This is a genomic window from Modestobacter sp. NPDC049651 (assembly GCF_040659695.1).
In the GTDB taxonomy this organism is placed as follows: Bacteria; Actinomycetota; Actinomycetes; order Mycobacteriales; family Geodermatophilaceae; genus Modestobacter.
On the sequence record NZ_JBFAOG010000002.1, the window covers coordinates 330,075 to 349,181 of the forward strand.

At 74.3% G+C, this 19,107-nt stretch carries 23 protein-coding genes; 16 read left to right on the forward strand and 7 right to left on the reverse strand.

From position 1 onward, the window contains the following. Positions 1 to 3 precede the first annotated feature (3 nt). The gene (gene prmC, locus AB0J00_RS04910) at positions 4 to 861 is read left to right on the forward strand and encodes a peptide chain release factor N(5)-glutamine methyltransferase (protein ID WP_357741366.1); all 858 of its coding nucleotides are present in this window, start codon (positions 4 to 6) and stop codon (positions 859 to 861) included. Here the strand turns inward: prmC and AB0J00_RS04915 are convergent. Continuing rightward, entirely contained in the window at positions 831 to 1,622 is a 792-nt protein-coding gene (locus AB0J00_RS04915; protein WP_357740982.1) for an endo alpha-1,4 polygalactosaminidase, read from the reverse strand. The genes prmC and AB0J00_RS04915 overlap by 31 nt on opposite strands. 30 nt (positions 1,623 to 1,652) lie before the next feature. On the opposite strand from AB0J00_RS04915, the gene AB0J00_RS04920 reads away from it, so the two are divergent. The 14 genes from AB0J00_RS04920 to AB0J00_RS04985 all read left to right on the forward strand — a co-directional run bounded on the left by AB0J00_RS04920 (position 1,653) and on the right by AB0J00_RS04985 (position 12,830). Next, a complete protein-coding gene (locus tag AB0J00_RS04920; protein ID WP_357740985.1) occupies positions 1,653 to 2,294 on the forward strand; it encodes an L-threonylcarbamoyladenylate synthase in 642 nt (213 codons plus the stop codon). A gap of 170 nt (positions 2,295 to 2,464) precedes the next feature. Then, positions 2,465 to 3,757: an MraY family glycosyltransferase gene (locus AB0J00_RS04925; protein ID WP_357740988.1), complete on the forward strand. Its 1,293-nt coding sequence runs from the start codon at positions 2,465 to 2,467 to the stop codon at positions 3,755 to 3,757. Beyond that, entirely contained in the window at positions 3,754 to 4,272 is a 519-nt protein-coding gene (locus AB0J00_RS04930; protein ID WP_357740990.1) for a hypothetical protein, read from the forward strand. The genes AB0J00_RS04925 and AB0J00_RS04930 overlap by 4 nt, the downstream gene beginning before the upstream one ends. 14 nt (positions 4,273 to 4,286) lie before the next feature. After that, positions 4,287 to 4,613 (forward strand): hypothetical protein, encoded by a 327-nt coding sequence (locus AB0J00_RS04935; protein ID WP_357740993.1) that lies wholly within the window; start codon positions 4,287 to 4,289, stop codon positions 4,611 to 4,613. Then, a complete protein-coding gene (atpB, locus tag AB0J00_RS04940; RefSeq protein WP_357740996.1) occupies positions 4,610 to 5,425 on the forward strand; it encodes a F0F1 ATP synthase subunit A in 816 nt (271 codons plus the stop codon). Before AB0J00_RS04935 ends, atpB begins: the two co-directional genes overlap by 4 nt. 103 nt (positions 5,426 to 5,528) lie before the next feature. Continuing rightward, on the forward strand, positions 5,529 to 5,753 hold the full coding sequence (gene atpE, locus AB0J00_RS04945) for an ATP synthase F0 subunit C (RefSeq protein ID WP_357740999.1): 225 nt from the start codon (positions 5,529 to 5,531) through the stop codon (positions 5,751 to 5,753). A gap of 43 nt (positions 5,754 to 5,796) precedes the next feature. Beyond that, entirely contained in the window at positions 5,797 to 6,360 is a 564-nt protein-coding gene (locus AB0J00_RS04950; RefSeq protein WP_357741002.1) for a F0F1 ATP synthase subunit B, read from the forward strand. Continuing rightward, a complete protein-coding gene (locus AB0J00_RS04955; RefSeq protein ID WP_357741005.1) occupies positions 6,357 to 7,187 on the forward strand; it encodes a F0F1 ATP synthase subunit delta in 831 nt (276 codons plus the stop codon). The genes AB0J00_RS04950 and AB0J00_RS04955 overlap by 4 nt, the downstream gene beginning before the upstream one ends. A gap of 59 nt (positions 7,188 to 7,246) precedes the next feature. Further along, on the forward strand, positions 7,247 to 8,884 hold the full coding sequence (gene atpA, locus AB0J00_RS04960) for a F0F1 ATP synthase subunit alpha (RefSeq protein WP_357741008.1): 1,638 nt from the start codon (positions 7,247 to 7,249) through the stop codon (positions 8,882 to 8,884). A 1-nt stretch (position 8,885) separates the two neighbouring features. Next, the gene (locus tag AB0J00_RS04965; RefSeq protein WP_357741011.1) at positions 8,886 to 9,833 is read left to right on the forward strand and encodes a F0F1 ATP synthase subunit gamma; all 948 of its coding nucleotides are present in this window, start codon (positions 8,886 to 8,888) and stop codon (positions 9,831 to 9,833) included. Between the two features lie 95 nt (positions 9,834 to 9,928). Then, complete coding sequence (atpD, locus tag AB0J00_RS04970) at positions 9,929 to 11,374, forward strand: F0F1 ATP synthase subunit beta (protein WP_357741014.1); 1,446 nt, start codon at positions 9,929 to 9,931, stop codon at positions 11,372 to 11,374. Positions 11,375 to 11,628: 254 nt separating this feature from the next. Further along, on the forward strand, positions 11,629 to 11,862 hold the full coding sequence (locus AB0J00_RS04975; RefSeq protein ID WP_357741016.1) for a hypothetical protein: 234 nt from the start codon (positions 11,629 to 11,631) through the stop codon (positions 11,860 to 11,862). Between the two features lie 142 nt (positions 11,863 to 12,004). Further along, positions 12,005 to 12,385, forward strand: coding sequence for a F0F1 ATP synthase subunit epsilon (locus AB0J00_RS04980; RefSeq protein ID WP_357741369.1), 381 nt, complete (start codon positions 12,005 to 12,007; stop codon positions 12,383 to 12,385). 40 nt (positions 12,386 to 12,425) lie between these two features. Then, the gene (locus AB0J00_RS04985; protein ID WP_357741019.1) at positions 12,426 to 12,830 is read left to right on the forward strand and encodes a DUF2550 domain-containing protein; all 405 of its coding nucleotides are present in this window, start codon (positions 12,426 to 12,428) and stop codon (positions 12,828 to 12,830) included. A 12-nt stretch (positions 12,831 to 12,842) separates the two neighbouring features. On the opposite strand, the gene AB0J00_RS04990 is transcribed toward AB0J00_RS04985, so the two are convergent. Next, positions 12,843 to 13,445 carry a cob(I)yrinic acid a,c-diamide adenosyltransferase gene (locus AB0J00_RS04990; protein WP_357741022.1) on the reverse strand — a complete coding sequence of 201 codons (603 nt, stop codon included), beginning with the start codon at positions 13,443 to 13,445 and terminating at the stop codon, positions 12,843 to 12,845. A 65-nt stretch (positions 13,446 to 13,510) separates the two neighbouring features. Between AB0J00_RS04990 and murA the strand changes: the two genes are divergently transcribed. Continuing rightward, complete coding sequence (gene murA / locus AB0J00_RS04995) at positions 13,511 to 14,797, forward strand: UDP-N-acetylglucosamine 1-carboxyvinyltransferase (RefSeq protein WP_357741025.1); 1,287 nt, start codon at positions 13,511 to 13,513, stop codon at positions 14,795 to 14,797. Between the two features lie 4 nt (positions 14,798 to 14,801). Here murA and AB0J00_RS05000 read toward each other — a convergent pair whose 3' ends face one another. The 5 genes from AB0J00_RS05000 to AB0J00_RS05020 form a co-directional block, all read right to left on the reverse strand. Further along, positions 14,802 to 15,122 carry a hypothetical protein gene (locus AB0J00_RS05000; protein ID WP_357741028.1) on the reverse strand — a complete coding sequence of 107 codons (321 nt, stop codon included), beginning with the start codon at positions 15,120 to 15,122 and terminating at the stop codon, positions 14,802 to 14,804. A 78-nt stretch (positions 15,123 to 15,200) separates the two neighbouring features. Further along, on the reverse strand, positions 15,201 to 16,226 hold the full coding sequence (locus AB0J00_RS05005) for a Gfo/Idh/MocA family oxidoreductase (RefSeq protein WP_357741031.1): 1,026 nt from the start codon (positions 16,224 to 16,226) through the stop codon (positions 15,201 to 15,203). A 52-nt stretch (positions 16,227 to 16,278) separates the two neighbouring features. Beyond that, positions 16,279 to 17,460 carry an EAL domain-containing protein gene (locus AB0J00_RS05010; protein WP_357741033.1) on the reverse strand — a complete coding sequence of 394 codons (1,182 nt, stop codon included), beginning with the start codon at positions 17,458 to 17,460 and terminating at the stop codon, positions 16,279 to 16,281. Positions 17,461 to 17,515: 55 nt separating this feature from the next. Continuing rightward, complete coding sequence (locus tag AB0J00_RS05015) at positions 17,516 to 18,265, reverse strand: DUF2071 domain-containing protein (RefSeq protein ID WP_357741036.1); 750 nt, start codon at positions 18,263 to 18,265, stop codon at positions 17,516 to 17,518. Further along, positions 18,262 to 19,101: a hypothetical protein gene (locus AB0J00_RS05020; RefSeq protein WP_357741039.1), complete on the reverse strand. Its 840-nt coding sequence runs from the start codon at positions 19,099 to 19,101 to the stop codon at positions 18,262 to 18,264. Before AB0J00_RS05020 ends, AB0J00_RS05015 begins: the two co-directional genes overlap by 4 nt. Positions 19,102 to 19,107: the final 6 nt, after the last annotated feature.

Consider the following 19,107-nt stretch of genomic DNA (forward strand, 5'->3'; position numbering starts at 1 on the left):
ACGCTGGTCACCGAGGCGGCCCGCCGGCTCGCCGACGCCGGCATCGAGTCACCGCGGGTGGACGCCGAGCTGCTGCTGGCCGCCGTCCTCGACCTGCCCCGGGCCCGGCTGCTCACCCTCGGCGAGGTGCCGGACGACGCCGCCGCCCGGTTCACCGCCTGGGTGGACCAGCGCGCGGACCGGGTGCCGCTGCAGCACCTCACCGGCCGCGCCCCGTTCCGTCACATCGAGCTGGCCGTGGGCCCGGGCGTGTTCGTGCCGCGCCCGGAGACCGAGCTCATCGCCGGCTGGGTGCTCGACCGGATCGCCGGGCTCGACGCCCCGCGGGTGATCGACCTGGGCACCGGCTCGGGGGCGATCGCGCTGGCGGTCGCGCACGAGCACCCCGGTGCCCGGGTCGTCGCCGTCGAGCGCGACCCGGTGGCCATCGAGTGGACGCGCACCAACGCCGCCGCCCGGGCGGCCGCCGGTGACACCCCGGTCGAGGTCCTCGCCGGTGACATGACCGACCCGCAGCTGCTGCGCGCCCTCGACGGCACCGTCGACGTCGTCGTCTCCAACCCGCCGTACGTGCCCGAGGGCGCCCGGCTGCCCCGTGAGGTGGCCGACCACGACCCGCCGCTGGCGCTGTGGGGCGGGCCGGACGGCCTGGACGTCGTCCGCGGGCTGCTGCGCACCGCTGCCCGGTTGCTGGTGCTCGGCGGGTGGCTCGGCATCGAGCACGCCGACCAGCAGGGCGGGTCGCTGCCGGCGCTGGTCCGGTCGGCCGGCGGCTGGACCGACGTCGCCGACCACCCGGACCTCGCCGGCCGGCCGCGGTACACGACCGCTCAGCTGTCCGGGCACCACTCCGCGACGTAGCCGGGGGTGCCCGGTGTCGACACCGCCAGGTCGCGGCGCTGCACGCTGAAGCCGCCGGCCCGGCAGGCCCGCGCGAAGCCGGCGTCGGAGTACTCGACGTCGAGCACCGCGCTGCCGTACACGTCGGTGTACACGCCGCACTCGTCGTAGCGGCCGCAGTCCTCGGTCACCGCGTAGTCGAAGCCGAGCTGCGCGCCGGCCAGCTCGGGGGCGTTCTTCTGGCCGATCAGCAGCCCGCGGGCGTGCGCCCGGTCGACCAGCAGTCGGGCGAACGCGGCCGCGTCGCCGGCGTCCAGCAGGCCGCCGGAGCGGGTCCAGCTGTCCAGGTTGTCCGGCTCGACGGCGGCGAACCCGGCGCCCGCGCAGCCGTCGAACCACGGGCCGACGACGGCGAGCGCCCGGTCCCGCTGGACCGGCGTGGAGAGGTCGACGAGGAACTCCCCGGGCCAGTCCGGGTCCGCCACCCGGCTGCCGTCGCGGTGCAGCAGCAGGTCCTCCGGCCAGGCGGTCTCCCCGGGCTGGGTCTGGAAGGCGTTGACGTAGCAGCCCGACCAGCGGCCGGGCGCGGGGGAGTCGGTGCGGTCGCGGACCACCCCGGCCACGTCGTCGGCGGGCGGGTAGCCGCCCGCCAGCTGGTAGTCGACCCGGGCGCCGGCCGGCAGGCCGGGCAGCGCCTCCGCGCTCGGGGTGCCCTCTCGCGACCCGGTGCACCCGGCGAGGAGGACGAGGAGACCGGCTGCGACGACCCCCCACCTGCGCACCGACGCAGCGTAGGTGTTGACTCCGGGGACGTGGCCGACGTCTTCGACTGCAGCGACCCCGACCAGCGCGCCCAGGGCATCGAGGCGGCGACCTCCGCGCTCGGGCGCGGGGAGCTCGCGCTGATCCCCACCGACACCGTGTACGGCGTCGCCGCCGACGCCTTCACCCCCGCGGCGGTCAGCCGGCTGCTCGCCGCCAAGAACCGCGGCCGCAGCATGCCGGTGCCGGTGCTCATCGGGGAGGCGTCCACCCTGGCCGGCCTGGTCGTCAGCGTGCCCCCGGTGGCCCACCGGCTCGCCGAGGCGTTCTGGCCCGGCGGCCTCACCCTCGTCGTGGAGCACGCGCCGTCGCTGGCCTGGGACCTCGGGGACGCCGAGGGCACGGTCGCCGTCCGGCTGCCCGACGACGACGTCGCCCGGGACCTGCTGCGCCGCACCGGGCCGCTGGCGGTCTCCAGCGCCAACCGGTCGGGCCGGCCGGCCGCCGCGGACGCCGCCGAGGCGGTCGCCCAGCTGGGGGACCGGGCCGCGGTGGTGCTCGACGCCGGCCGGCGCACCGGCAACGTGCCGAGCACCATCGTCGACTGCACGGTGCCCACCCCGCGGGTGCTGCGGATCGGCGCGATCGGCCTCGACCGGTTGCGCGAGGTCGTGCCGGAGATCACCGACTAGCGCGTCCGGCCGGATCGGGCACGGGCACCAGCCTGACCGTGGGGCCGGGCTCCGCGGGATACCGTGGGATGTCAGCCGTGAGCCCAGGACGGGCGAGCGGTCCTCGTCGCCCGTCCTGGAGTGCACTGCGATGACCCGCCCCGCCGCGACCTCGCCGGTGCGCTGACCGCATGCGCGAGTACGCCGTCGTCCTGCTGACCTCCGCGCTGGTGTGCTTCCTGGCCACCCCGGTGGTGCGGGTGGCGGCGGTCCGGTTCCGGGTGATGGCGGCGGTCCGCGACCGCGACGTGCACGTGATCCCCACGCCGCGCGGCGGGGGGGTGGCGATGTACCTGGGGGTGGCCGCCGGCATCCTCGTCGCCTCGCGGCTGCCCGCGCTGCACCGCACCTTCGAGTTCAACACCCAGACGGTCGCCGTGCTGGCCGCCGGTGGGCTGATCTGCCTGCTCGGCGTGCTCGACGACCGGTTCGGCCTGGACGCGCTCACCAAGCTCACCGGCCAGATCGCCGCGGCCGGGGTCATGGTGCTGCTCGGCGTCCAGCTGGCCTTCCTCTTCCTGCCGTTCGCCGACATCGGCACGCTGTCGCTGGGCCCGGACGTCGGGGTGCCGGCCACCGTGCTGCTGACCGTGGTCACGGTCAACGCGCTCAACTTCATCGACGGCCTCGACGGGCTGGCAGCCGGCGTCTCGGCGATCGCCGCGCTGGCCTTCTTCGCCTACAGCTACCACCTGGGCCTGGTCGGCTACGACGACGTCGCGAGCGCCCCGGCGCTGATCACCGCGGTGCTCGCCGGCGCGTGCCTGGGCTTCCTGCCGCACAACTTCAGCCCGGCCCGGATCTTCATGGGCGACTCCGGCTCGATGCTGGTCGGCCTCATGCTGTCGGCCGCCGCGGTGTCGGCGACCGGGCAGACCGACTCCCAGACGCTCGCGTCGGCGGCCAACCTGGTGCCGCTGACCCTGCCGCTGCTGGTGCCGGTCGCCGTGCTGTTCATCCCGTTCGTCGACCTGGTGATGGCGGTCATCCGGCGCAGCCTGCGCGGCCAGTCGCCGTTCGCGCCGGACAAGATGCACCTGCACCACCGGCTGCTCTCGATCGGCCACTCGCACCGCCGGGCGGTGCTGATCATGTACTTCTGGGCCGCGCTGCTCAGCTTCGGCGCGGTCGCGCTGTCGATCACCGGGGGCACCGTGGAGGTGCTGGTCGTGATCGGGGCGCTCGTGGTCGTCGGCGTCGTCGTGGTGCTCAGCCCGCGCGCCCGCCGCGCGGCGATCGAGGCGCGGAAGGCGGAGGCGGCCGCGCAGGAGCAGCGCAGCCGCGCCGCGCACCCGGTCAACCGGCGGCCCCGGCCGGACCCGCGGCCCGGTGGCGGACCCCTCGCCGGCGGCAGCGCCCCGGCCGGGACGACGGCGCCGCTGGGGACCGGCTCGCCGACCCGGACGGCAGGGGTGCAACGGTGAGCGCCGTGTTCGGTGACAGCAGCTCCCCCCGCAGCGACCTCCCCTGGGACCTGACCTTCCTCCGCGTCGGTGCGCTGGTCACCGGGGTGCTCACCGCGGTCGCCGCCCTGGTGGTCGGCCTGACCCTGAGCTGGGCGGACGCCGTGGCGGTGGTCGTCGGCGCGGTGGTCGTCACCGCGTTCTTCTGCGTCTCCGGCCTGGTCATCGCCTGGGCCGGGCGGATCCACGACAGCTACGCGATGGTCGCCGCGCTCGGCAGCTTCGCGCTCAAGGTGCTGGTGCTCGCCGCGGTCCTGCAGGCCCTGCCGGAGGACGGCTGGCTGGACCTCCGGGTGCTCGCCTGGACCGTCATCGCCGGCGCCCTGGTGTGGGGCGTCGTGCAGGCCCGCTGGGTGTGGACCAGGCAGCTGCTGTACGTCACGCCGCCGGCGCCGCGCGCCGCGGGCGGCGCGCCGGCCGCCGATCTCGCCACCCGCCCCTCGGAAGACCCGGAAAGCCGCACGACAGGCGGCTGATAGTGTCCGGACCGATGGCCGAGGACACGCCCGCACGTGGGGGCGACCGACCGCGACCTCAGGACACCACCGAGCAGCAGCCCAGCGGGGCCGACGTGGGGTGGGGGATCACCGGGACGATGCTCTCGGGGATCGTCGTCTGGGGTGGCGCCGGGCTGGCGCTCGACCACTGGCTGGGGACCCGCTTCCTCGTCGTGGTGGGTCTCCTCCTCGGTCTCGGCACAGCCATCTACCTGGTGGTCGTGAAGTACGCCCCGCCCGTCCCGCCGGTCGGTAAGGGCGCAGGCAACACCGCGGGCGGACGACGGAGCCGGCCCAGCACGCAGAAGGGACGACGGTGACCTCCAGCGCGCTCGCGCTCGATGTGCTCGCTGCCAACGGCGAGGGTTTCGAAGCCCCCACCATCGAGGAGTTCTACCCGAAGCCGATCGCTTCGTTCTCGATCGCCGGGCTCGACTTCGACATCACCCGGATCACGATCATCAGCTGGATCGCGACCGCGGCGATCATCGCCCTGCTGGTCGCGGCCACCCGCAACCCGAAGATCGTGCCCACCAAGATGCAGTGGCTGGCCGAGAGCGGCTACTCGGTGGTGCGCGACGGCATCGCCCGCGACGTCATCGGCCCCAAGGGCCTGCCGTTCGCGCCGTTCCTGGGTGCGCTGTTCTTCTTCATCCTGGCGAACAACGCGATGAGCATCATCCCGTTCGCGCAGATCTCGCCGAACTCCAAGTTCGCCCTGCCGCTGGTCCTCGCGGTCATCTGCTGGGTGATCTACAACTGGGTCGGCATCCGCGAGCAGGGTGCGGGCCGGTACTTCAAGGACGCCGCGATCCCGCCGGGCGTGCCCGCCGCCGCGCTGATCCTGGTGACGCCGATCGAGCTGCTCCAGGTCTTCATCATCCGGCCGTTCACCCTGGCCGTCCGGCTCTTCGCGAACATGTTCGCCGGGCACATGCTGCTGGCCGTGTTCGCGCTGGGCACCTCGTACCTGCTCTTCGTGGGCAACTTCTCGATCGTCTTCGCGCCGTTCTCGTTCCTCATGGCGCTGGCCATGACGTTCTTCGAGCTGCTGGTGATCGTGCTGCAGGCCTACGTCTTCACCGTGCTGATGGCGACCTACCTCAACGGCGCCGTCGAGCCGGCCCACTGACCTGCCGCTCAGCAGCACCGCACCACCCAGACCGCACCACCCCCGCACGACCCCGCCAGCCGCCCGGGCCTCCGGGCGACCGACACAGGAGGAACACCCCGCAATGGAGCTTCTCGCCGCTCTCGACGGCAACATCGGTTCGGTCGGTTACGGCCTCGCCGCCATCGGCCCCGGCATCGGTGTCGGCGTCGTGTGGGCCGCCTACATCCAGGCCACCGCGCGCCAGCCCGAGTCCGCCGGCCTCACCCGCACCTACGCCTTCCTGGGTGCCGCCCTCTCCGAGGCGCTGGCCCTGATCGGCCTGGTCGCTCCCTTCATCTACGGGTGACGTGGGTTCCCCCGTCCACGCCTGACCTAGGGACGTGCAGAGCATGAACATCCTGGCTGCCGAGTCGCACAACCCGCTCATCCCGCCGGTCAGCGAGATCATCGTCGGTCTGATCACCTTCGGGATCCTGCTGATCGTCCTGGTCAAGTTCGTCTTCCCGCAGCTGGAGAAGACGTTCGTGGCCCGCCGCGAGGCGATCGAGGGCGGCATCGAGCGCGCCGAGGCGATGCAGGCCGAGGCCAAGGCCGCGCTGGAGCAGTACCGCGCCCAGCTGGCCGAGGCGCGCACCGAGGCCGCGCAGATCCGGGAGTCCGCCCGGGCCGAGGGCCAGCAGATCCTCGAGGAGCTGCGCACCCAGGCCCAGGAGGAGTCCGCTCGCATCGTCGCCCGCGGCGAGGAGCAGCTGGCGGCCTCCCGCCAGCAGGTGGTCAACGAGCTGCGCGGTCAGATCGGCCAGCTGGCCGTCGACCTGGCCGGCCGCGTGGTCGGCGAGTCGCTGGCCGACGACGTCCGCCGCAGCGGCACCGTCGACCGGTTCCTGGACCAGCTCGACGGCATGTCGGCGACCACCGCCGGCACCGCCACCGCCGGGGACGCCCGCCGATGAACGCCGCCAGTCGACTCGCCCTGGAGGAGGCCCGCGCCCGGCTCAGCCAGGTCGTGGGCACCGCTCCGGGCAGCACCCGCGGGGAGGCGCAGCTCACCCTCTCGGACGAGCTGTTCGCCGTCGCCCGGCTGCTGGACGGCCAGGTCGGCCTGCGCCGGGCGCTGTCGGACCCGTCGGCCCGCCCGGACGACCGGGCCGGGCTGGCCAGCCGGCTGCTCCGGGGCAAGGTCAGCACGCCGGCGCTCGACGTCGTCGCCACGGTCGCCCGGCAGCGCTGGTCGCGGCCGCTCGACCTGGTCGAGGCGCTGGAGACCCTCGGCGTGGAGGCGGCGCTGGACGCCGCCGACGCCCGTCGCGACCTCGACACCGTCGAGGACGAGCTGTTCCGCTTCGGGCGGATCGTCGACGGCGACGCCGACCTCGCCCGCGTGCTCGGTGACTCCACCGCCCCCCGCGAGGGCAAGGCGGCGCTGCTCGACCGGCTGCTGACCGGCAAGGTCTCGCCGGTCACCGAGCGGCTGCTGCGGAACCGGCTGACGACCTCGAACGTCAGAAACGTGGCCACCGAGATCGAGCGGCTGTCCACGGCCGCCGCCGGTCGTCGCGGCCGGTACGTGGCCCGGGTGACCAGCGCGGGTCCGCTGACCGCCGCGCAGGAGGCCCGCCTGGCGGGCGTGCTCGAGCGCCTCTACGGGCGGACGATGGACCTCCAGGTCCAGATCGACCCCGAGGTGCTCGGCGGCCTGGTCGTCCGCGTCGGTGACGAGGTCATCGACGGCAGCATCAGCCACCGGCTCGAGGCCACCGGGCGCCGGCTGGCCGGCTGACGCCGACCCCGCGCCTCCCGACCCACAGACCCTGACCAGCAGCGGAAGAGGAACACAGCATGGCCGAGTTGACGATCTCCGCAGACGAGATCCGCAGCGCCATCCAGGACTACGTCACCGAGTACACCCCCGACGTCTCCCGTGAGGAGGTCGGTGTCGTCACCGAGGCCGGCGACGGCATCGCGCGGGTCGAGGGGCTCCCCTCGGTCATGACCAACGAGCTCCTGGAGTTCGAGGGCGGTGTCCGCGGCCTGGCGCTGAACCTCGACGTCCGCGAGATCGGTGTCGTGATCCTCGGTGACTTCGCCGGCATCGAGGAGGGCCAGACGGTGCGCCGCACCGGCGAGGTCCTCTCCGTCCCGGTCGGCGACGGCTACCTCGGCCGGGTCGTCGACCCGCTGGGCAACGCCATCGACGGTGCCGGCCCGATCGCCACCACCAGCCGCCGCGCCCTGGAGCTGCAGGCGCCGACCGTGGTGCAGCGGCAGTCGGTGCACGAGCCGATGCAGACCGGGATCAAGGCCATCGACGCCATGACCCCGATCGGCCGCGGTCAGCGCCAGCTGATCATCGGCGACCGGCAGACCGGCAAGTCCGCGATCGCGCTGGACACGATCATCAACCAGAAGGCCGCCTGGGCGACCGGTGACCCGAAGCAGCAGGTCCGCTGCATCTACGTCGCCGTCGGCCAGAAGGGCTCCACGATCGCCGCCACCCGCGCGGCGCTCGAGGACGCCGGGGCCATGGAGTACACGACCATCGTGGCGGCCCCCGCGTCGGAGGCCGCCGGCTTCAAGTACATCGCCCCCTACACCGGCTCGGCCATCGGCCAGCACTGGATGTACGAGGGCAAGCACGTCCTCATCGTGTTCGACGACCTGTCGAAGCAGGCCGAGGCCTACCGCGCGGTCTCGCTGCTGCTGCGTCGCCCGCCGGGCCGCGAGGCCTACCCCGGCGACGTCTTCTACCTCCACTCCCGCCTGCTGGAGCGCTGCGCCAAGCTCTCCGACGAGCTGGGCGCGGGCTCGATGACCGGCCTGCCGCTCATCGAGACCAAGGGCAACGACGTCTCGGCGTACATCCCGACCAACGTCATCTCGATCACCGACGGGCAGATCTTCCTGGAGACGGGTCTGTTCAACTCCGGTGTCCGCCCGGCCATCAACGTCGGCATCTCGGTGTCGCGCGTCGGTGGGTCCGCGCAGATCAAGGCCATGAAGTCGGTCGCGGGCCGGCTCCGCCTGGACCTGGCCCAGTACCGCGAGCTCGAGGCGTTCGCCTCCTTCTCGTCGGACCTGGACGCCTCCAGCCGGGCCACCCTGGACCGCGGTCAGCGCCTGGTCGAGCTGCTCAAGCAGGGCCAGTACTCGCCCTACTCGGTCGAGCGCGAGGTCGTCTCGCTGTGGTTGGGCACTACCGGCCGGCTGGACCGGGTGCCGGTCGCCGACGTGCGCCGCTTCGAGTCCGAGTTCCTCGAGTTCATCGGGCGCGGCGACAACACGATCTTCGACTCCATCCGCTCCACCAAGGCCCTCGGTGACGACACCGTCGCCAGCCTGGAGCGGGCGGTCGAGGCGTTCTACGGCCAGTTCACGACCTCGGACGGCGAGTCGCTCGTCGTCCGCGACGAGGACGTCGAGGCCATGGACGCCAGCGACCGCGGCCAGGAGACCGTCCAGGTCAAGCGGAGCGCGTGACGTGGCCGGCAACCTCCGCGCGCTGCGGCGCCGGATCCGCTCCACCCAGTCGACGAAGAAGATCTTCTCGGCCCAGGAGCTGATCGCCGGCGCGCGCATCGTGCGCGCCCAGGCCCGGGTGGAGGCCTCGAAGCCGTACGCCCGGGAGATCACCCGGGTGCTGTCGGCGCTGGCCGGCTCCGCGAGCCTGGACCACCCGCTGCTCACCGAGCGTGAGCGGCCGGGCCGGGTCGCGGTGCTGGTCATCACCTCCGACCGCGGGTTCGCCGGTTCGTACAACGTGAACGTGCTGCGTCGCACCGAGGAGCTGCTCGGCCTGCTCCGGCAGGAGGGCAAGGACCCCGTCCTGTACGTCGTCGGCCGCAAGGGCGAGACGTACTACCGGTTCCGCAACCGCGAGTTCGTGGACAGCTGGACGGGCTTCTCGGAGCAGCCGGCGTACACCGACGCGCAGGCGGTCGGCTCGACGATGATCGACGCCTTCACCGCGGGCATCGACGACGCCGAGGGCAACGCGGACGGCATCGCCGGGGTCGACGAGCTGCACATCGTCTACACCGAGTTCCGGTCGCTGCTCTCCCAGGTCCCGGTCGCCAAGCGGATGGCCCCGCTGGTGGTCGAGGAGGTCGAGGAGTTCCGCGACGAGGAGCCCGAGCGCCGTGGCGAGGTCCCGACCTCCTACGAGTTCGAGCCCTCCCCGGAGGCGCTGCTCGACGCGTTGCTGCCGAAGTACGTCACGACGCGCATCTACGCGGCGATGCTGGAGGCGGCGGCATCGGAGTCGGCCTCGCGCCGGCGTGCGATGAAGTCGGCGTCGGACAACGCCGAGGAGCTGGCGAAGAACCTGGCCCGGCAGGCCAACCAGGCCCGCCAGGCCGAGATCACCCAGGAGATCAGCGAGATCGTCGGCGGCGCCGACGCCCTCGTGTCCGCGAACGCGGACGACTGACCCACCGCACGGTCGCGGCGGCGGCACCCGCCGCCGCGACCGTGGACACCAAGAGTGCGCAGACCACCGAGCCCGAGGGCAGGAGAGCAGTACACATGACCGTCACCGAGGACCGTCCGGTCACCAGTGAGACCACCGGCGCGGGCCGCGTCGTCCGGGTCACCGGCCCGGTCGTCGACGTCGAGTTCCCGCGCGACGCGATGCCCGATCTGTTCAACGCCCTGAAGGTCGAGGTGACCCTGGCCGACCTGGGCAAGACGCTGACCCTCGAGGTCGCCCAGCACCTGGGCGACAACGTGGTCCGCACCATCTCCATGCAGCCGACCGACGGCCTGGTCCGCGGCGCCCCGGTGCGCGACACCGGCGCCTCGATCGAGGTGCCCGTCGGCGAGGCCGTCACCGGCCACGTCTTCAACGCCCTCGGCGAGTGCCTGGACACCCCCGGCTACGGCGAGGACGCCCCGCACTGGTCGATCCACCGGCACGCGCCGAAGTTCGACCAGCTCGAGGGCCGCACCGAGATGCTGGAGACCGGCATCAAGGTCATCGACCTGCTGACCCCCTACGTGGCCGGCGGGAAGATCGGTCTGTTCGGTGGGGCGGGCGTGGGCAAGACCGTGCTCATCCAGGAGATGATCCGCCGCGTCGCCCAGGAGTTCGGTGGCGTGTCGGTCTTCGCCGGCGTGGGTGAGCGCACCCGCGAGGGCAACGACCTCATCACCGAGATGACCGAGTCCGGCGTCATCAACTCGACCGCGCTGGTCTTCGGCCAGATGGACGAGCCGCCGGGCACCCGCCTGCGGGTCGCGCTGTCGGCGCTGACCATGGCCGAGTACTTCCGGGACGAGCAGAACCAGGACGTGCTGCTCTTCATCGACAACATCTTCCGGTTCACCCAGGCCGGTTCCGAAGTGTCGACCCTGCTCGGCCGCATGCCGTCCGCGGTGGGCTACCAGCCGACCCTGGCCGACGAGATGGGCGAGCTGCAGGAGCGCATCACCTCGACCCGTGGCCACTCGATCACCTCGCTGCAGGCGATCTACGTGCCCGCCGACGACATCACCGACCCGGCGCCGCACACCACCTTCGCCCACCTCGACGCGACGACCGTGCTCTCGCGGCCGATCTCGGAGAAGGGCATCTACCCGGCCGTCGACCCGCTGGACTCCACCAGCCGGATCCTCGACCCGCAGTACGTCGGGCAGGAGCACTACGACGTCGCCCGTGAGGTGCAGCGGATCCTGCAGCGCTACCAGGAGCTGCAGGACATCATCGCCATCCTCGGCATCGACGAGCTCGGTGAGGAGGACAAGGTCACCGTCAACCGGGCGCGTCGCATCGAGCGGTTCCTCTCGCAGAACATGTTCGTGGCCGAGGCCTTCACCGGGCAGCCGGGTTCGTTCGTCCCGCTGGCGGAGACCCTGCAGGCGTTCCGGGCGCTCGCCAACGGCGAGTACGACCACGTGCCCGAGCAGGCGTTCTTCATGTGCGGTGGCCTCGAGGACCTCGAGCGCAACTACGAGAAGCTCAAGAAGTCCTGAGCGGCGCCCCCGGACGGGGGCGCACCCAGCACGGCGACGGCCGGGCCTCCTCGTGGAGGCCCGGCCGTTCCGCGTCCGGGCGGGTCGACCCCTGCGTCCGCGTCCCCGGCCGGCGACGCTGCGTGGCCGACACCCCGGTGGACCGGCATCCGTTCGGGTGGTCGGGACGGGTGGGGCTCAAGTGACGGGTGGGACGGGACGATCATGTGGTCAGTGCACCCGAGCAGCGGGTGCCTGCCGCAGGAGAGACGACCGTGCCGAAGGGCCTCGCAGCCGTGCTGCGGCGCACCGCTCCGACCGACGACGCCGGGTCGGACACCCAGCCGCTCCCCGCGGACGCGATGGACTGGAGCTGGCCGCCGTACGCGCCGGTGCCGCACCCCGGCCGCGCCCAGTTCGACACCCAGGACTGGGCACCGTCGTCGGTCGTGTGGCACCCGTACGTGCGGGTGGGCCGCTGGACCGTCGTCTACCGCCGCAGCGCCTAGCAGCGGGCTTCCCCCAGGGGGCAGGCGCCGACACGCCCGGAGAGGGCGTCGGTACCATGGGGCCTGACTCGTCGCCGCGTCCGGCCGGACCGGCGGCCCGCACCGCACAGCGGTGGACCCCCGAGGAGCGTTCGTGGCGACCATGCAGGTCGAGCTCGTGGCCGTGGAGCGGCGGATCTGGTCCGGCGAGGCCAGCATGGTGATCGCCCGGACCACCGAGGGTGAGCTGGGTGTCCTGCCCGGGCACGCCCCGCTGCTCGGCGAGCTGGCCGAGGGTGGCGTCGTCCGCATCCGCCCCGAGTCCGGGGACGACCTCGTCGTCGCCGCGCACGGCGGCTTCCTCTCCGTGAGCGACCAGGGCGTGTCGATCCTCGCCGAGACGGCGGAGATCTCGACCGACATCGACGTCGAGCGGGCCCGTGAGGCGCTGCGCCGCGCCGAGGCCGCCGGCGACGAGCCGGAGGCCAGGGCTGCCGCCCAGCGCGCCCAGGGGCGTCTGCGCGCCGCCGGCCAGGACGCCTGAGCTGCTGACCCGGACCGACTGACCGCTCCGGACGCCGCTGGTGACCACCGCGCTCCTGGTCGTGGTCGGGCTGCTGCTGGTCGGCGTGGTCGTCGCCTTCCTGCTCCGCCGCCGGTTCCTGCTCTCCGGCCTGGGCGCGGTCACCATGTGGCTGCGGCCGGAGGGCGCGCCCCGCTGGGCGGTCGGGGTGGCCTGGTACTCCGGCAACGACCTGCTCTGGTACCGGGCGCTGTCGCTGTCCGTGCGGCCCACCCAGCGGCTGTGCCGCGCGCAGTTCGCCGTCCAGGGGCGGCGCCGGCCCGGCGGGGGAGACCTCGGCCTGCCGGCGGAGAGCGTCGTGCTCGTCTGCCGCACCGCCGCCGGCCCGCAGGAGCTGGCGATGGACCCCTCGACGGTGACCGGCTTCCTCTCCTGGATCGAGTCGGCCCCGCCGGTCGACCGCTGACGAAGGACCCCGCTACCGCTTCTGCGCCCGCTGGGTGTGCGCCCCGCTGTGGGCGCCGGGCTGCCAGAGCACGTCGCCGTCCGGGTTGGCCGTGCGGGCCAGGATGAACAGCAGGTCCGACAGCCGGTTGAGGTAGCGGGCGGTCTCGGGGTTGGTGCGCTCGCCGTCGGCGTCCAGCAGCGCCCAGACGCTGCGCTCGGCCCGCCGGGCGACCGTGCGGCCCTGGTGCAGCAGCGCGGCCAGCGCCGTGCCCCCGGGGAGCACGAACGACGTCAGCGCCGGCAGCTGCTCGTTGTACGTGTCGCAGGCCGCCTCGAGCCGGGCGGTGTACGCCTCGGTGATCCGCAGCGGCGGGTGCGCGGGGGCCTCGACCACCGGCGTCGAGAGGTCCGCGCCCACGTCGAACAGGTCGTTCTGGATGCTGCTGAGCAGCTCGGTCACCTCGGGGGCGGGGGAGCCGAGGGCCAGGGCCACGCCGAGCACGCTGTTGGTCTCGTCGACGTCGGCGTAGGCGACCAGCCGCGGGTCGGTCTTCGCGACCCGGGACATGTCGCCCAGGTGGGTCTGGCCGGCGTCACCGGTGCGGGTGTAGATGCGGGTCAGCCGGACGGTCATGGTCGCGAGCCTAGGCCGACGCGCCCGGGCCGGGCGCCGGGGAGGCCGCCTCTACCCTGGACCGGGTGGACGTCTTCGAGGTGACCGGCGGCGCGGCCCTGCGCGGCCGGGTGCGGGTGACCGGTGCCAAGAACAGCGCGCTGAAGCTGATGGCGGCAGCGCTGCTGGCGACCGGGCGCACCACCGTCGAGGAGGTGCCCGACATCCTTGACGTGGAGATCATGAGCGAGGTGCTCCGGCGCCTCGGCTGCGGCGTCACCTACGAGCGCTACCCCGCCGGCAGCGGCGGCGGCGGCCGGGTGCACATCGACGTCCCGGACCAGCCCTCCAGCGAGACCGACTACGACCTGGTGCGCCGCATGCGCGCCTCGATCAGCGTGCTGGGCCCGCTGGTCGCCCGGTGCGGCACCGCCAAGGTCGCCCTGCCCGGTGGTGACGCCATCGGCTCCCGCGGGCTGGACATGCACGTCGCCGGGCTCGAGCGGCTGGGCGCCACCGTGGTCAACGAGCACGGCTTCCTCATCGCCACCGCGCCCAAGCTGGTCGGGACGTCGATCTGGTTGGACTTCCCCTCCGTCGGGGCCACCGAGAACCTGGTGATGGCCGCGGTCCTCGCCCAGGGCACCACCATCGTCGACAACGCCGCCCGCGAGCCGGAGATCGTCGACATCTGCCGGATGCTCATCGCGATGGGCGCCCGCATCGACGGCGCCGGCACCTCGACGATCACCGTCGAGGGCGTCGACGAGCTGCACCCGGTGGAGTACACGACCGTGCCCGACCGGATCGTCGCCGGCACCTGGTGCATCGGCGCGGTGATGACCCGGGGCGACGTGCTGGTCGAGCGGGCGGTGGCCGAGCACCTCACCGTGCCGCTGGACAAGCTGGTCAGCGCCGGCGCGACGGTGGAGCCGCAGGCCGACGGCGTCCGGGTGCGGATGGACGAGCGGCCGCGCGGCGTCGACGTCGTCACCCTCCCGTTCCCCGGCTTCCCGACCGACCTGCAGCCGATGGCCGTCGCGCTGGCCGCGGTGTCGACCGGGACGGCGCTGATCACCGAGAACGTGTTCGAGGGCCGGTTCATGTTCGTCAACGAGCTGGTGCGGTTGGGCGCCGACGTCCGGATCGACGGCCACCACGCCGTCGTCCGCGGCCGCGAGCGGCTGTCCAGCGCGCCGGTGCTGGCCACCGACATCCGGGCCGGCGCCGGCCTGGTGCTCGCCGGGTTGCTCTCCGACGGCGTGACCGAGGTGCAGGACGTGCGGCACATCGACCGCGGCTACCCGGACTTCGTCGAGGGGCTGCGCGGCCTCGGCGTGACCATCGAGCGCAGCCAGCGCCCCGCCGACTGACCCCTCAGCCGTCGCCGAACGTCATCGCCAGCGCGCGGGCCCGGTCGGCGTCCTCGGGGAAGACCAGCACGTCGGTGCGGTAGGGCGCGGGGGTGCGCACCGTCGAGCGGATGCCGGCGTCGGACAGCACGGCGCGCAGCGCCTGCGCCGTCTCCGGCCGGCTCACCGTCGCGACCCGGGTGAGCAGCTCCCCGCGGTCGCCGCGTCGGCGGGTGTGCGCCGGGCCGCTGAACGCCCAGCGCAGGAACAGCGAGAGGACGCCGAGCACGAGCAGGGCGATGGCCGGCCCCACCGCGAAGTGCAGGCTCCCCGCGTCGATCGGCACCGGCGCCTCCTCGGTCGTCCCCCCGAGTGTGCAGCGGATCGTGCCGCGCCGCCGCCCGCTCCGGTCACAGCCGGACGACTACACCTGGACGACGCGGCCCTCGGTGGCGCTGCGGCGCGCGGCGTCCAGCACGGTGGCCGTCGCGACGGCGTCCGCCGGGTCGACCGGCACCGGCCCCTCGCCGCGGACCGCCCGGGCGAAGGCCGGGTAGAACTCGCTCCACGCGCCCGGAAGCGTGGGCACGACCTCGGCCTCGTCGCCGCGGCGCAGCCGCCCCCAGCGCTCCTCCGGTTCGGCGCCCCACCGCCCGCCCAGGGTGGCCGGCGTGTGCCCGGCGAGCAGCTGGCTCTCCTGGACGTCCATCGGCCCGTCGACGACGTAGCTGCCGGTCGTGCCGGTCACCCGGAACCGCAGCCCCGGCGCGCCCTCGCTCCAGCTGCCGGCCAGGTGCGAGCGGGCGCCGCCGGCGTGGGTGAGCGCGACGAACACGTCGTCGTCCAGGCCGTTCTCCCGCACCCGCCACTCGGCGTACACGCCGGTGACCGGGCCGAGCAGCACCAGCGCCTGGTCGACGAGGTGGGCGCCGAAGTCCAGCAGCGTGCCGCCGCCCGCGCGGCCGGGGCCGGCGTCCGGGGTGAACCGCTCGAACCGCGACTCGAACCGGGTGACGGTGCCCAGCCGGCCGTCGTCGACCAGGGCGCGGACGGTGCGGAAGTCGGAGTCCCAGCGCCGGTTCTGGTACGGGCTCAGCGGCAGCCCGAGACGCTGCGCGCGCTCGACGCTGGCCCGCGCGGCCGCGGCATCCAGCGCGAACGGCTTGTCGCAGACGACGGCGAGGCCCAGGTCGAGGGCGGCGTCGGTCACCTCGCTGTGCGTGTCGGCCGGCGTCGAGACCGCCACCGCCTCCACCCCGGCGGCGACCAGCTCGGCCAGCGAGCCCACGGTCGCGGCGCCCGGGTGCTCCCGCCCGACGAGGGCGCGGCGCTCGGGGGAGGAGGTCACCACCGCCACCAGCTCGCACTCCGGGGCGGCGGCCAGCAGCGGCGCGTGGAACCACCGCCCGCCGAAGCCGTAGCCGACCAGGCCGAACCGGACGGGTTCCATGTGCCGCTCCTCTGCCGTGCCGACGTCGCGACCGATCATGTCGCGCGGCCGGTCAGAGCAGCGGAGCGGGGCTGCCGAACAGGTGGCCCTGCGCGTACGGCACCCCGAGGCCGTGCAGGGTGTCGGCCTCGGCGGCGTGCTCGACCCCCTCGGCGACCAGCCAGGTCGCCGTCCGCGCCGCGAAGGTGGACAGCGCGGTCACCATCGCCTGCTTGGCCGGGTCGGCGCTCACGCCGCTGACCAGACCGATGTCCAGCTTCACCGAGTCCGGCGCCAGCCGCAGCACGTGCCGGAGGCTGGCGTACCCGGCGCCCGCGTCGTCGACGACCAGCCCCACCCCGGCCCGGCGGACCTCGGCCAGCGCCGCCAGCAGCGCGCCGTAGTCGTCGACCGGGGCGTGCTCGGTGAGCTCGACCGCCAGGCCCAGGTGGCTGTGGTCGAGCAGCAGGTCGGTGACGGCGGGCGACAGCAGCGCCTGCGGCGACAGGTTGAGCCCCAGCGGCCGGCCGGCGGGCAGCCGGGGCGCCACGGCCAGCGCCGCTCGGAGCGCCAGTTCCTCCAGCTCCACGCCCAGCCCCGCGACGGCCGCAGCGCTGAACAGCGCCGCCGGGCCCTCGCCGGACTCCGGGAAGCGGGCGAGGGCCTCGTAGGCCACCGGCTCCCGGGTGGTCAGGTCGACGATCGGCTGCACGTGGGTGACGACGCTGCCCTCGTCGAGCACCCGCCGCACCCGCACCGCGGCGTCGGACGGCGCCGGGGGCAGGCTCTCGTCCAGCCGGTCGGCGATGAGGTCGGCGAGGAGCTCCAGCGTCCGGGCCGCCCCGCCGTCCAGGTGCGCCCCGTCGCCCCGGCTCAGGCAGCACAGCATCCCGGTCGGGCGGCCGTCGGGCCCGCGGACCGGCGCCCCGACGTAGGAGCCGATGCCGAGCTCCCCGGTGACGGCCAGGTCGCGGGTGCGGGCGTCCCGCTGGGCGCCGGTGACCACCGGCGGCAGCTGGTTGCTGAGCACCCGCACGCAGAACGAGCCCTCCAGCGACGCGTCCATGCCCTCGTGCACGTGCATGGCGTCGAGCTCGCCGGTGGCGGCGCGGATGCGCTGGGCGTCACCGGTGAACGTGGACAGCCAGGCGACCTCCATGTCCAGCCGGCTGCGGGCGACGTCGAGGACGCGGTGCACCCAGCCCGGCAGCGGCCGCGCGTCCGTGGGGACCGGGACCGGTGATCGACCGCTCACGCACCGATTGTGGCGTAGCTCGCACCCGGAACGGAACCACCACGGCTCGGATCGTTCAGCCGGCGCGCCAGCCCAGCGGTGGGCCGAACCGGACGGCGACACCGGCGGAGAACAGCACGCTGTCCGGCGGCCGGGCGATGCCGGGAACCCCCGCGGCCGCCAGCAGCGACTCGTCGAGGTCGAGCAGCTCCGCCGCGTGCAGCGGCCACTCGGCGTGCTCGTTGGGCCAGTACACGGGGCCGCGGCGGCCGGGCCGGTGCAGGCCCCACCGCGCGGTGAGGAAGGTGGCCAGCGGGTCGCCGGCCGGCAGCCGGTCGCCGATCCGCAGCGACACCCGGCTGTGCGCGCCGCGCGGGCCGGGCCAGCGCCGGGACGACGTGTAGGTGATCCGGTCGCCGTCGCGCTCCACCCGCATCCGCGCCCAGGTGTACGGCAGCCGGGCGGCCCACCGGGCGGTCAGCACGGTCGCCAGCCGGGAGGCCTCCAGCGACCGGAACACCACGCCGCGGCGGCCGAGCGCGTCGACGGAGTAGAGCCGCACGTTGGTCTCCGGGAACGAGCCGAAGTACGGGATCCCCGGCGCGCCGAGCAGCCCGACGCCCTGCATGCGGAACGGGATCAGGCCGACGTAGGTGGCGCCGTCCAGCACGTCGGGCACCGTGCCGGCCGGCAGCAGCGGCGCGACCAGCGCCGGGTCGACCGCCCAGTGCAGGAACGCGAGGTCCCGCCAGCGCTGGGTGAACACGGTCCGCCCCGCCGGTCGCGGCGCGGTCGGGGTGAGCTCCTCCGGCTGCTGGTCGCTCATCGGGCGAGGTCCGCGCAGCCGGTCTCGTGCGGCAGGAGCGGCCGGAACGCCAGCGACCAGGGGGTGCCGTCGGCCGCCGTCCAGGGTGTCAGCGCGTCGGCCTGCCGGGCCGCGGCGGTGACCACGCGGACGTCGTCCCCGGTGACCAGCGTGCAGCCGGCACCGCCGGCCAGCGGCTCGCCCGGCAGCGCGGGCCCCGGCCACGGCACGGCCGGCTGCCCGGCCCCCGACGGCCCGGCCTCCGGTCGCGGGTCGCCGCCCGGTGGGACGGCGAGCACGGCCACCGCGGCGGGCTCGTAGGGCTCCTCACCGGCGGGCAGGTCGCCCAGCAGGTCGAGCAGCCGCTGCCGGGCCGCCTGCTGGTCGCCGGTGAGCTGCGGGTCGCCCACTCCCTCGGTCAGCCCGTACACCTCGCGGACGGCGGCACGGCTGCCGGTCCAGACGGTGAACCGGGTGGTGGTCGCGTCGGCCAGCCCGGGCCGGCCCAGGTCACCCCGCTCCGCCGCGCCCGCCGCGACGGCCCGGTCGAGCAGGTCGCGCAGCTGCGCCCGGTCCAGCCGGGTGACCAGCACGTCCGGCCAGGCCGGGCCCGGGAACACCGCGGCCACCGGCCCCGTCGAGAACGCGCGGCCGTCGGCGTGCACGCTCACCACCGGCAGCCGCCCGGCCTGCTCAGGGAGGCCGCGGAAGCCGCCGGCGACGGCCACCTGGAGCACCAGCGCGTCGCCGTCCGCGGGCAGGTCGTCGTCCGCCGGGCCGGCGTTGCCGGCGTCCGCCCGGGCGCAGCCGGCCACCAGCAGCGCGAGGGCCAGGACGGCGGCGGTGCGCGGGGTCACCCGGTC